We start from the raw sequence: 14,070 nt of genomic DNA on the forward strand, positions 1-14,070 counted from the left end.
TTTAAAACAAAAAGCGAAGTTATTTGATGTATAGTAATTTTTATGGTGACAGAAGGTGATCATGAGACTGATTAAAGGTATGAAAATATAGCGTGTTTAATAATTTTTTGTAAAATTAGTCTTTACATAAATGGTGTAAAAACAGTTATTGTTCATATGCTATAATAAAAGTTATACTAGGAGTAAGTGGCATGTTGAGAGTCAACTTAAGGCTAATACATATGAAATCATTATTTTGAAATTTTAAGAATAAAATAAATATATATAAAGGGTGTTACAATTGTTCATAGAAAATAGCGATTTAAAGTCACCAATGAAGATTCTTGTTTTAGGAGGAGATGGATTTTGTGGTTGGCCAACAAGCCTACATCTTTCTAATCTGGGTCACGATGTAGTCATCATTGATAACTTATCTCGACGAAATATTGACAATGAGTTAGAAGCGGAATCGTTAACTCCTATACAACCAATGGGCACCAGACTAAAAGTGTGGGAAGAAGTGTCAGGAAAAAAGATAAACTTTGCAAATATTGATATTGCAGAAGATTATGAGGAATTAGTAGAACTGATTCAATCTGAAAAACCTGATGCTATTGTACACTTTGCTGAGCAACGTTCAGCTCCTTATTCAATGAAATCTCCTAAGCATAAGCGATATACTGTTAATAATAACTTAAATGCTACCCACAATGTACTATGTGCAATCGTCGAGTCTGGCCTTGATATTCACCTCGTTCATTTAGGAACAATGGGTGTTTACGGTTATGGAACTGCTGGGATGAAAATTCCTGAAGGGTATCTGGATATTGAAGTACAGACAGAATCAGGAGAAAAAGTCCAACAACAAATACTTTATCCAACAAATCCGGGCTCCGTATATCACATGACAAAGACGCAAGACCAATTACTTTTCCATTATTACAATAAGAACGATAGTATAAGAATTACCGATCTTCATCAAGGAATTGTTTGGGGTACGAATACCAAAGAAACCAACATGGATGAAAGACTCATTAACCGCTTTGATTATGATGGGGACTATGGCACAGTATTAAATCGGTTCTTAATGCAAGCTGCTGTTGGCTACCCAATTACTGTACATGGAACAGGCGGACAGACACGTGCGTTTATCCACATTCAAGATACCGTGCGTTGTATACAGTTGGCGATTGAAAACCCACCTGCGCTTGAAGAAAGAGTTATGATATTCAATCAAATGACAGAAACGCACCGTGTTAATGATTTGGCCAAGCTTGTTAGCGAACTATCTGGTGGTGAGATTGCTTACGTATCGAATCCACGTAAAGAGGCTCCTGAAAATGACCTTCATGTTAAGAATGATTTATTCTTGTCCAAAGGTCTAAATCCTACAACTTTAAAAAAAGGTTTGTTGGAAGAAGTAACAGAGATTGCTAAGAAATATGCAGACCGTGCAGATTATTCAAAAATCCCTGCAAAGAGTATTTGGACAAAAGAACAACATCCAGGGGTACCAGATTTAGGGAATGGTGAATTGATTAAGTAACTAACTGAAAATTTATATGATACATATAGGGAAAAACCTCAGGTTCGTTTGAATCTGAGGTTTTTTGCTATTTCATATTTGTAACTGGTTAGTAACTGCGTATGTTTATAATAAAGTCAATTTTATAATTACCATCCATATTTGAGATTGGAGATGGTCTAGCCAACCTTTTGTATGTAAACTTTGCAAAAAAATTAGAGCGTCAACAAGAGTACTGGTGAGTTATTGGGAGGTTTTAAATATGAGTAAAGTTATTACAACAGAAGAATTATTACCATTTTTCAAAGATGGAATGACAGTAATGATTGGTGGTTTCATGGGTGTAGGAACACCTGGTACGTTGGTAGATGCTTTAATTAAATCTAATACCAAAAATATAACGTTGATTGCTAGTGACACAGCAACTGCAGAAACGGGTGTCGGTCCATTAATTGTAAATAAACGTGTTGGCAAAGTAATCACCTCCCATATAGGAACCAACCGAGAGACAGGGAGACAAATGATAGCTGGTGAAATAGAAGTTGAACTTGTTCCTCAGGGGACATTAGCAGAACGAGTGCGTGCAGGAGGGTCAGGATTAGGTGGAATACTCACTCCCACAGGTGTTGGAACTGTAGTTGAAGAAGGGAAACAAAAGATCGTTGTTGATGGAAAAGAATATTTATTAGAAAAACCATTCCGTGCCAATGTTGCTCTTTTAAAAGCGAAGAAAGCAGATAGAGCTGGGAACTTAGTTTACCATAAATCTGCTCGCAATTTTAACCCAATAATGGCACTAGCGGCAGAATTGGTGATTGCAGAAGTAGAAGAAGTTGTTGAGATTGGAGAAATTGATCCAGATCATGTCGTCACTACAGGAATTCTTATCGATAAAATAGTAGTCAAAGGTGGTGATTAAGGTGAATCAATCAAAAACTAACCTAAAAGAGACGATTGCCAAACGTGTAGCAAAAGAAATGAATGATGGTGATGTGATTAATCTGGGAATAGGAATTCCTACATTAGTTCCTAATTACTTACGAGAAGGCATCAAGGTCATACTCCAATCTGAAAATGGGTTTACTGGATTGGGACCATTACAGAAAGAAATCGATCCTGAATTAGTAAACGCTGGAGGACAGCCGACAGGGATCATTCCAGGTGCTGCGTTTTTCGATAGTAACTTTTCATTTCAGTTAATCCGAGGCGGTCATATTGATGTTACAGTTCTTGGGGCTTTAGAAGTAGATACTTACGGAAACCTAGCTAGCTGGATGATACCAGGAAAAATGATTGCGGGAATGGGCGGCGCGATGGATCTTGTAACAGGTGCCAAGAAGGTAATTATCGCAATGGAACACTGCACGAAAAGTGGAGCCTCCAAAATTGTTGATTTATGCCAGTTGCCGCTGACAGGAAAAGGGGTAGTAGACTTAATCGTAACTGAACTCGCTGTATTTCGTGTAAGTGAGGAAGGTCTAATATTGGAGGATCTTCAAGAAGGTGTAGAGCTGGGTATGGTAATTGAAAAAACAGAAGCTACGTTTAAGGTTGGATCTAAATTTGCACCACAATAATACATGAGGAGGAAAAATCGTGCAAGGGAAAGTAGTATTCATAACAGGAGCAGCAAGTGGGATTGGATATCAGATTGGAGTTGAATTTTTAAAAAATGGAGCACGTGTTGTTTTCACGGATATGGACGAAGAAAAACTTCAGCAAGTGACTAATGAACTTCGTAATGGTGACTATGATTGCTTGGGCATTAAAGTCGATGTGACAAAAGAGGCAGACATAAAATTTGCTATAAATGAAACAGTTAAGCAATACGGGAGACTGGATATTTTGTTAAATAACGCAGGTTTACAGCATGTATCACCAATCGAACAATTTCCAACGGCTAAATTTGAGTTAATGATAAAAGTAATGCAAATTGCCCCTTTTATTGCGATCAAGCATTGCTTACCGATTATGAAAAAACAAGGATGGGGTCGAATCGTAAATATGGCGTCTATTAATGGCTTAGTTGGCTTCGCAGGCAAAGCAGCCTATAATAGTGCCAAACATGGTGTGATTGGTTTAACGAAAGTAGCTGCACTAGAGGTTGCAGACTATGATATTACAGTAAATGCAATCTGCCCGGGTTACGTTGATACGCCACTTGTACGTGGACAATTCGAAGAGTTAGCCAAAACACGAAACGTATCAGTAGAAAAAGTGAAAGAACAAGTGCTTTATCCATTAATTCCGCAACGAAGACTTCTAGATGTCCAAGAAATTGCTGATTATACTTTATTCCTAGCAAGTGAAAAGGCTAAAGGAGTTACCGGCCAAGCAGTTGTGCTGGACGGAGGATATACTGCACAGTGAATTGAAGTTTATCCACATTTACTAAGGCTTTTTTGGCTTGATATAAATAACAGAAATACACGACATTTAAGTTTTAAGTATGAAAGAATGTAGACACACCATTAAAACAAAAAATACTTATGAAATGGAGTCAATTTCATAAGCATATGGAATAATCGGTGGATTAACAGAACAACAGGCACTAGCCTTATCTTAATCTGGCGACGGAAGCACATACGAGTGGTATAAATATTTTACGATATCCTCTTCGCATGAACGACAAGCCTAGCATTATCAAAAATATAGCTACAAGTGGATAAGGTAAGAATATTATGATCAATGCTAACCGTTGTATCATTAGGATACATCGATTTGTTGTTAATCGTATCTAGAAAACGAGCGAATTCATCTCTACTAGCAAATGATTCCTTAATATAATTAAAACTGATGTCTGTCTCATAAACTGAAAAAATCTCCCACTCCATATCCTCCTGCAGTGTGGAAAAATGAATAATACGATTGTCATTATAAAATTGTTGATCTTTATACTTAACTAAATCATAAAACATCGTCTTGTTTTTCATATAATGGCCATATATAATTGTGTTTTTACTAAGTTCGTTCGTTTTGTTACGAAAATCTAAAAAAATCGATCCTGCTTTATTTTCTTGCTTTCTAACGTTATGTTTCAGATAGAAATCATTATCTGTTCCTTGAACTACTGGATAATCAATCGTGGTATTGGGGATCGTAATCCAACCAATAATGTCATCATTTATACGTAGTAATTCTTTGAATTTATCCTTATTGTCATTCGTATCTTCAGTTTCAGTAGGCGCAGTAATAGTAGATTCCCTTATCTCATCTTCCATCCGCGCATCTTCATAGATATCATGAATTTCTTCATTTAGTTTTTTCTCTTGCCAATTTCCATAGAGATCATAGCCGGTTATACCTAAAGTTATACATAATAACAGTACAATTACATATTTTCTCATTTTATCACCTCTAAAGAAAAAAATGAGGGGAGAACACTCCCCTCTTGAAATAGCTACATAGGAAATTATAAAATATACTAAATGTGGATAACATTAAGCATTAGCCACGGCCAGCTCCGAGCGCCAGCGACTAGCGAGACTTCCCTCACCTTCGTACGATAAGTCAACATCGATTCACTTCGTTCACCGTGTTTCCTTTATCTCCTCGAAAATATAGAACAATTTTCTTCGTGCGAGGTAAAGCTTCGAAGCATACTCTGGTCCTACGGTTCAGTCCAGTCCGTACGTCGCTAACCGGCGCTCTGCGCTTTTGTTCTTACCCTCTTCTTTTAACCTTACGTGCTTTTATTTCCACAATTACCAATGCAATAATAAGGATTACTAAAAGTAATTGCAAATATGGCATGTAATTAAATGATTGATCTCCAGTTTTTGGATTAGGTACATCATTGTTTTTAATAGGTTCCAACTGAATGTCGTGTCTTACGATATCATATTCTACGGAAATGGTTGGGCTAACATACTCTTTATATCCAGGTGCTGTTGCCACAAGATAATAATCGGTTGTTGGAAAGACCATATAGGCATATTTTCCGTATTGATCACTGTTTTGTGGGTTTGCATTATTGTTTGGTGCAAAGTTCACTAATTCTGGAAGTTCTACCAAAGTGTCTGGTGTTATGCCATTGTCTCTATTGCGTTTCGTATCTGCGTAATACAGTTCTACATGAACGCCTTCAACAACTTCACCAGTATCTTTATTTGTGATTGTTCCATATGGGTCGATTAAGTTTTCAATAATCGTTAACTGACCGTCTTCATTTATTGTTACGATGGGTAGTGAGCCATCCGCTAAGGTATTGATTACGATTTCTTCGCCTGATCTAATCTCATACCTTAACTCTAACGCATAATCACCAGTGTTAAATCCTTCAATATTGAATACCCCATTTTCATCAACTGGGTATCCATTTCCATTGTTCATATAATTTCCAGAAGCATCTTTAAGATAAACACGTAACTTACTAGGATCTCCTGGTAAATTAAATGATTCTGTACCATCTGTGTTTTTACTTCCGATAATACCGGAAATGGTTTTACGTGAATCAAAGATTTCATCACCTGTTCCAGTAACAGCATCAACATCTACCGTTTGCTTGAAAGTAACTTGTTTTGATTCATTCCCTACTTGTACAGTTTTCGTTATAGCAATGCTATAAGATGTGTCTCCGCGAGGAATTGCAAAGGAATATTTCCCGTCTGGACCTGTAATAGCTTCAGCAGAAAAATCTATAACTCCGTCTTCATCGAAGTCTTTTGTAATCTTAACAATTGCACCTTCAATTGGATCAGGTTTCCCATCATTATCATTGTCATAATTACTAGTCACAATACCTGAAACTCTTCCAGGTAAGAACGTAATCATGACCTGTTCTGATGCATATAACTTGTTCAATTTATCATCTACTGTTGCAGTAACATCAATAAGCTGTGAAAGAATACCTTGTATTTTCTCGGATTTATACGTTACAGTAGCAATCCCTTGTTCATTTGTTTGAACACTTGTTTGACCAACAAATGAGCCACGTGGTGCAGAAAAATCGACTGTAACATTAGATAAAGGCTTGCCATCTTTATCTGTTAATTTTGCAATTAATTGTGTCGTAGACTTACCATCACCTACTATTGAACTCGGATTAGCCGATAGTTCAATATTAAATTTGATTAACTCAAAATCCATTACAATTTCGGTTTGTGATGTGTCTTTAGGTAGTGCTTCGAATTCTCGTGTTTTCGTACCATACTCGTTTTTCTTAATCACGATTGCGTATTGCGTTGTTTTAATATTTTCGAATTTGTAGGTTCCATCAGCAGCGGTTGTTGTTTGTGCTACTTCAACCGATTCGGTTGGATCAAACAACGTTACAGTGGCACCTTCTATTGGATTACCATTTTCCTGGTCAACTACAGTACCTTTTACATCAATTTCCGTAACAACGTGGAAATTATTGTCTTCTGCGATTACGATTGGCTGTTCCGTCTGAAGCTCTTGATCTGCTAAGCTATAAGTCTTGAAAACTGCTGTATAAGTGCCAGCTTGCATATCATCAGAAAGATAGTAAGTTACATTTTCCCAAATCTTGAAACCGTCAGCTGTAAAAGTATCTGCATTCGATAATTGAAGCTCGACTAGCTCGCCATCAATGTCAGCTTTTACTTTTTCAACGCCTGTAGTACTAATCGCAGACAATTTAAGTGGCTTACCTGGTGCAACAATTACTTCTGGCGTTTGTTCCCCTTTACTGCGTTGTCCAACCCATCCATCGACAGGCTTCATCGCAAGAGAAACAGTAACAGTTGCTGGTTCACTTTCTTTTCCATCAGCATCCTTTACAGTGTAAGTAAAAGTATCGGATTCTGTATATGCTCCAGTTGACTGATAAGTAACGGTATTCCCCTCGTTAGTTAATGTTCCGTGAATAGGTTGATCTTTAATACTATATTCAAAGCCTGCTTGATCTGAATCAACATCAGTAGCCTCAAGTGTAATGTCAACAGGTACTTGTTCTAATGTTGATTTTGATAGATTTACAGCAACTGGTGCGTCATTAACGGGTGTAATAGTTATTTTCACCGCTGCAGGAGTTTTTGCAAAATCGATTCCATCTGAACTAGTATAGTTAAAAGATGTAGTTCCATTCCAGTTTTCATTCGGAATAAACTTAAGATGTTCTATTTGATTAGCCTTTATCTTTGCATTTGCTAATAACACTGTATCCCCGATTTTAAGGGTGCCGTTTTCTGGTAGATTAATAATGTTGATTTGATTTAATGTGCCAGCTTGGTCATTGTCAGAAAATTGATCTGTAAAATCGGTTGCCGTAAAGGTAATGACTGTGTCTTCTTCTCCAGTTTTCAAGATATCGTCAACTGAAGGAATCGCATTCCACAGCGCATATAACGTGACATTATCCGTAATTGGTGTCTCGAAATCATAGACGGTCGTTAAAGCTGAATCACTGTGCCAACCTTGGAATGTATATCCATCCCTTGTTGGTGATTCTGCTGGTTTAGTTGCAGTTGTATTAAAATCAACCGTTTGACTAGCTATGTCCGTACCTTGATTGCTATCAAAAGTAATCGTGTATTGATTAATCGTATATTGTGCCGTTACAGTTAACGCTGATGTGATCCTATCAAAATCTTTGTCCCAACCATTAAACGTGTATCCAGTTCGAGTTGGGTTTGATGGAGCTGTTGCACTACTACCATAATCAACCGTGTCTGTAGTCAAGGTGTCTCCATCATAATCTTTAAAAGTAACTTCAAAAGTATTGATTGTCCATTTAGCATATAACGTAGTATCGTCTTTGATCTTTGTGTCAAAGGCATAGGCGGTTTCTAGCTCTGCATCACTGTGCCAACCTTCAAAAGTGTAACCAGTCCTCGTTGGCTCAGTGGGTTCGCTCACAGTAGTGTCATAAGTTACCTTTTTACTGTCTATTTCTGTCCCTCCATTGCTATCAAAAGTAACGGTGTACTCGTTTATACTATATTTTGCATATACGTCTAAGTTAGAAAGGATATTATTAAATGCTTTATCCCATTCAGTGAACGTATACCCTTCGCGAGTCGGAATTGTAGGAGCAGTTGCAGCTTGATTGTATTCGACTTCTTCTTTCTTTAAAATGGTCGAGTCAAAATCGTTAAACGTAACGGTAAAAGTATTTATATTCCACTTAGCATACAAGGTGGTATCAGCCTGAATCTGGGATGAAAAGTCAAATGCGCTTGTTAAGGCTTCATCGCTGTACCAGCCATCGAATGTATATCCAACTTTAGTTGGAGGTGCTGGTTCGTTTGCAGTTGAATTATATGCGACCGTTTGATTGCCAATATCTGTACCGTCATTGCTGTCAAAGCTAACGGTATATTTGTTAATACTGTATACTGCATTAACAGTTAAATCAGATGTCACGTTATCAAAGGTGCTATCCCAACCTGTGAACGTATACCCTTCTTGTGTCGGTTCAGCAGGAGCAGTTGCCTTCTTATTATAATCAACGTCCTCTGTCTTCAAGGTGTCTCCATTATGATCTTTAAATGTAACTTTATAAGAATTTATAGACCACTTGGCGTAAAGTGTAATGTCTTCTTTAATTTGTGAGTTAAAATCAAAAACTGTGTTGAGTGCTTCATCACTATACCAGTTTTGGAAGGCATGTCCTTCTTTTGTAGGATCTGCTGGTTCGTCTACCGTTGACTCATAGGCAACAGTTTCCGTATTTACTGAACTTCCTCCATTACTATCAAACGTAACGGTATGTGTGATGTTTTTTGTTGTATTAGCTTCAGCTGTTTTTGGGTTTCCAAAGGAATTTGTAACACTTGCTGTAACAGTTATAGTGCGATTTGCAAAGTCTGATAAGTCTACATCGATTGAATAAGTTCCATTGTCCTGGACTTCTGTTATATAATCCGTTGTTTTACCATCAACATTATTTTCATTAGTGTCAGTTATTGTAATAACTACTCTTTGACCAGGAGATACATTATCTGTTGATCCTGAAATGTGAACCGATTCAATATCATCGTCTGGATTTGATATTATACCGTCTCCTCCATCTTCAATACTTACTTTTATATCTGGTGCTTCTGGATTTAAAACGGGATCCTTAGCGGACTTAAAGATTCCTTCTTCACCAAAATTTATGGAAAATTCCCTTGCATTTGACGTTGTATTATTATTACCCGCCAAAATGTCTAAGCTAGTAACTGGGGCTGTATAATTTGCAACTACTGCAGCAGAATCTTCAAATTGAACATTTGGAAGCGTATCGTTTATACCTGTGAAGCGGGTCCGACCATTTTCTTCATTTGACTCTACAGATAAACCCGAATTAGTACCTACTGTGTAAGATTCATAAGCGCTAATTTCTATAAATTCTTTATAATTATCTTTCGATCCATCTATGTCAATCGCGGTTAAGTAAAAGTTTTTCAAATAGACCGGATAATTTGTAGAATGATTAATGAACTCAACTATAAATTTAACATGACCCTCACCATTTCTAGTTCTAATCTTAGGATTAAAACGCTTGTTTTTTTCTTTATTCTCAAAATTTAATTCTGGATCTCCGGTGTTAGTTGGAAAGCTCTGGTCTGCATCTTCTAGATTTGCATTATTTTCTGCCTCAATAGTTATTTTAGCATCAACAATAATTTCTTCTTTAGTAATGATGTTTTGATAATATAAGACCCTTTTTCCATCTTCTGTTGAGATTGTAGGTGTATCAAAATTTAAATTGTTATTATTAACGTTAACAATTTTAGTGTCTTCCGGACTTGCTGCAAATGAAAGATGTGGTATTACCAAATTTAAAATTAACACAAAAATAGTCATTATATATAATGACTTTCTACCAAATATACTCATTTATTTCCCTCCCCTTATGATAATTACATGAAGATAGCTAACCAATTTAAGTAAACGGTGTCATCAAATCACAATAAAATTTAAATTAGCATTACAGTAGAATATTAAGGTTAGTTAAAATTTATATAAAATGGCAGACCCCCAAATTTTTCAGAGCAAAATTCTACTTAAACCAGCGTAGTTCTACAAGTTTCGACTACAATAAGTGACATTAATAGTCTAATTATAGTTTATTTTTCAAAAAAATCAAAATGTTTTTTAATGCCATTTCATTTATTTAATGGGGTTATTTCTTATATAAATGTTGTTGCACTTTTTGACATCATAAGTATTAATAAATACAATGAACAGATAGATAAAAGTTAATGCCAACATAGTCACATGTGACGATCATTTTATATAAAAAAGATGTATTATTCGCTCAAACAGTATACAATAATAAGATATGATACCATTCGTTAGGGAGATAAAATATGGAACAAGACAATACACTAGCAAGCCAGTCATTTATACCAGTAATCCTAGGAGCAAATATTGGTGTATACAGCACAGCGCGTGCTTTTCACGAACAATATGGTGCAAAATCAATTAATATTAGTCGTCAGTTAATTGGTCCAGTTAAGGATTCGGTTATATTAAAACCTATCATAGAGCCTAATATGGCGGAAAATAAATCATTATTAGAATGCTTGGAAACAATAAGACAAGCATATCCAGATATACCAAAAATACTAATCGGAAGTGCTGATTGGCATGTCCATAAAATCGCAGGTATTAGAGATCAATTAGATGAAGAATGGGTTATTCCTTATTCAACGAGTGAGGTATTGAACAGAGTAACGAATAAATCAAAGTTTTATGAGTTGTGTGAGGAGCTAAATGTTGATTATCCGAAGTTCCTATCTTTTGGTGGGGAGTCTGCCGAGAATTTGGAGCTTCCTTTTGATTTTCCAGTTGTTATTAAGCCCGCCAATAGCAGTTCTTATCAATTAGTTAAATTTGCAGGCAAGAAAAAGGTATTTATTGCAGAGGATAGGCAAGAATTTGAAAAGATAATTTCTATTGTAAGAGAAGGGCAATATAAAGATGATTTAATTATCCAGGAATTTGTTCCTGGTGATGATACGGCAATGCACATTTTGACGCTTTATACGGCGCAAAATGGTGAAACAAAACTGGCTTCATTTGGACAAACATTACTTGAAGATCACACGCCTGGAGGTATTGGAAATCCAGTAGTTATTCGTACATTCCGAAACGATGAAGCCGTAGAACAAGCGAAACGGATTGTAGAGCATGTTGGATATGTAGGTTATTCTAACTTTGACTTAAAGTATGATGAACGTGATGGCAAGTATAAATTTTTCGAATTGAATCCTCGTCTTGGTCGCAGTAATTATTATGTGACGGCAGAAGGGCATAATACAACAGAGTATTATGTAAAAGATTATATTGAAAATGAAAAGATGGAGTTTTCGATGGCAGAAAATGAAGTCTTATATACAGTCGTTCCAAAAAGGCTGATTTTAAAATATACCAAACAACAATCTTTAAAAGATAAAGTAAAAGCTTTATATAAAGCAAAGCAAGTAAAAAATCCAATGTATTATTTTGCTGTTGATAATCGAATCAAGCGGTTGTTTTATGTGCTTGTATCAACGTTTAATTTCTTTCGCAAATTTAAGAAATATCCCCCACTTTAAAGGGTACGAAAGGCTGTGAATTTTATGAAGGAATTCTTTGGTATAATTGGTGGTTTAGGGCCGAAAGCGACAGTTAGTTTCTATGAAAACATTGTCGACCGTACAGTAGCAGAACGGGATCAAGAACATCCAGAATTCCTTTTGTTTAATCATACGACAATACCGGATCGTACGGATTATATTATGGATAATTCCATGCCGAACCCTTTACCATACTTAATAGAAGACGTAAAAAAGCTGTCGGATGCCAAAGCATCTTTCATTGTGATTCCATGTAATACGGCGCATTACTTTTACGAAGAATTGCAACGAAACTCGGCTGTACCAATTATTAATATGATAAGTGAAACGGCGAAATATATTATCGATTACTCTCCCGATGTGAAAAAGGTTGGTATTTTAGGAACCCCAGGGACACTAAAAGCAAACCTATATCAAAAGGAGTTAGAAAAAGTTGATTTAGAGCCTGTACTTCCAACGGATAACATTCAAGATGATGTAAACCGTCTTATTTTTGATCAAGCAAAGCAAGGGACAGAAATTGATTATAGTCTGTATTTGGACGTTCTAAAAAGCATGCTTGATTTAGGCTGTGACACGGTGATCCTTGGTTGTACAGAACTTTCTTTGATTGATTGTGGTGTTGTTGATCACCCATTTCCAATTGTTGATGCTCAAGCAGTGCTTGCGGAGAAATCAATCTTATTATCGGGGAAACAGGTTAAAAAGTTACATGCAGATGAGCGTAATAGGTTAGTAAGAGTTGCTGGTAGCAAAGAATAAGGAAATAGTTAAACCGAAAAAACCCCCATTCTTGGAGGTTTTTTTAATAAGTAAATTATCAAGCTCATCTAAAAAATATATAAGTGCGTGTTCAAAAAGTTCCGTTTTTAGCACCGAGAAGATTGGATAAAGCTATAAAAAGAGGACCGGATTTTTCAGCTGATTCCAATATTCGACGTCGATAGGCTACTTGAGTAATCATTGTGATTAATTGGGACTTTTTGAACAACCTCTATAAGTACCTGATTTTATGGTTCATTTAGTTTGTTGTTGTCGCAAATACTTTTTATCGTGCATAAACAAACTCCAAAAATAAATAAAACCAGGGAAAAGGATGGCGAATCCAATAATGTAAGTCGTAAAAACAGCCCGAAATGAACTAGGGTCCGTGAAAGCGGCATGAATGGTCACTTCTGGATAAAGGATGTACGGTAAATGCGCTTTTCCATATACATAGCTTGCGATTAGATATTGCACTGTTACTGCAACAACAGCAAGTCTTGGCATCCCAGATACGCCTTTTTCAAAAAAGGACGGTAGAAATAAACCGAGCCCTCCGATAATAAAGAAAGCGATGGAAATGAGTAAAAGATACAAGTCATCCATCATGCCATCATATAACCACGCCGCCTCATTTCTTAAAGTAAGCATAATTAGAAATGCCATGATCAGTGAAATAGGGCCTAAAATCCTAGCATCACGAAGATAGACGCGATAGGCATCCATTTCATGAGATACTTTAGAATAGTCAGCGAGTAGTAGAGAAGATAAAAATAAGGTACTACTAATTCCAAACCCGATAAAAGCATATTCATTTGGACTAGTTAGCAGCTTTACTAAATGAAGGTGTGCTTCTCCGTTAGAATAATCAATATAGTTTCCGTGTGTAATTGGTAGAACACTAATCAGTATACCTGGAATAATGATTCCGGCAATGCCAGATATATAAGTTAAAGGCTTTTTATATTCTGTCGCAACGTTTGAAAATACTAAAAAGGCACTTCGAAGTGCAAGCAAAAGTAATATAATGCTGCCGGGTACCAGTAGAATGGTTCCAAGTGTATAGGTTGCTTTTGGGAATAAGCTATAAATAGCAACGACTAGTGCAACGATAAACGTATTCGTAACTTCCCATGTTGGTGATAAATAACGATTTGCAATATCTGTTGCCCTAGTTTTTGTACGATTAATATAAACCATTGACCAAAATCCTGCGCCAAAGTCCATCGTGGCCATAACAGCATAAATAAACACAAACCCCCAAAGTACAGTAACTGCCAGAAGTGCATCTGTCAT

General features: G+C 36.3%; 9 protein-coding genes. 6 read left to right on the plus strand and 3 right to left on the minus strand.

Annotated features, from left to right (window positions below; all coding sequences use genetic code 11):
- Positions 1-313 precede the first annotated feature (313 nt).
- The 4 genes from ACI6MV_RS06440 (at position 314) to ACI6MV_RS06455 (ending at position 3,874) form a co-directional block, all read left to right on the plus strand.
- Positions 314-1,525 carry an NAD-dependent epimerase/dehydratase family protein gene (locus ACI6MV_RS06440; RefSeq protein ID WP_407269430.1) on the plus strand — a complete coding sequence of 404 codons (1,212 nt, stop codon included), beginning with the start codon at positions 314-316 and terminating at the stop codon, positions 1,523-1,525.
- Between the two features lie 241 nt (positions 1,526-1,766).
- The gene (atoD, locus tag ACI6MV_RS06445) at positions 1,767-2,423 is read left to right on the plus strand and encodes an acetate CoA-transferase subunit alpha (protein ID WP_407269431.1); all 657 of its coding nucleotides are present in this window, start codon (positions 1,767-1,769) and stop codon (positions 2,421-2,423) included.
- Between the two features lies 1 nt (position 2,424).
- The gene (locus ACI6MV_RS06450) at positions 2,425-3,081 is read left to right on the plus strand and encodes a 3-oxoacid CoA-transferase subunit B (RefSeq protein ID WP_407269432.1); all 657 of its coding nucleotides are present in this window, start codon (positions 2,425-2,427) and stop codon (positions 3,079-3,081) included.
- Between the two features lie 16 nt (positions 3,082-3,097).
- Positions 3,098-3,874, plus strand: coding sequence for a 3-hydroxybutyrate dehydrogenase (locus ACI6MV_RS06455; RefSeq protein WP_407269486.1), 777 nt, complete (start codon positions 3,098-3,100; stop codon positions 3,872-3,874).
- 233 nt (positions 3,875-4,107) lie between these two features.
- Here the strand turns inward: ACI6MV_RS06455 and srtB are convergent, their stop codons facing one another.
- Both srtB and ACI6MV_RS06465 read right to left on the minus strand, forming a co-directional pair.
- Positions 4,108-4,851: a class B sortase gene (srtB, locus tag ACI6MV_RS06460; protein ID WP_407269433.1), complete on the minus strand. Its 744-nt coding sequence runs from the start codon at positions 4,849-4,851 to the stop codon at positions 4,108-4,110.
- Positions 4,852-5,167: 316 nt separating this feature from the next.
- Positions 5,168-10,288 (minus strand): InlB B-repeat-containing protein, encoded by a 5,121-nt coding sequence (locus tag ACI6MV_RS06465; RefSeq protein ID WP_407269434.1) that lies wholly within the window; start codon positions 10,286-10,288, stop codon positions 5,168-5,170.
- Between the two features lie 473 nt (positions 10,289-10,761).
- On the opposite strand from ACI6MV_RS06465, the gene ACI6MV_RS06470 reads away from it, so the two are divergent.
- On the plus strand, positions 10,762-11,991 hold the full coding sequence (locus ACI6MV_RS06470) for a carboxylate--amine ligase (RefSeq protein WP_407269435.1): 1,230 nt from the start codon (positions 10,762-10,764) through the stop codon (positions 11,989-11,991).
- A 24-nt stretch (positions 11,992-12,015) separates the two neighbouring features.
- The gene (gene cuyB / locus ACI6MV_RS06475; RefSeq protein ID WP_407269436.1) at positions 12,016-12,774 is read left to right on the plus strand and encodes a cysteate racemase; all 759 of its coding nucleotides are present in this window, start codon (positions 12,016-12,018) and stop codon (positions 12,772-12,774) included.
- 255 nt (positions 12,775-13,029) lie between these two features.
- On the opposite strand, the gene ACI6MV_RS06480 is transcribed toward cuyB, so the two are convergent.
- Entirely contained in the window at positions 13,030-14,070 is a 1,041-nt protein-coding gene (locus ACI6MV_RS06480) for a cytochrome d ubiquinol oxidase subunit II (protein ID WP_407269437.1), read from the minus strand.

Origin of the sequence: Radiobacillus sp. PE A8.2 (genome assembly GCF_045635475.1) — a bacterium.
GTDB lineage: Bacteria > Bacillota > Bacilli > Bacillales > Amphibacillaceae > JBJGXI01.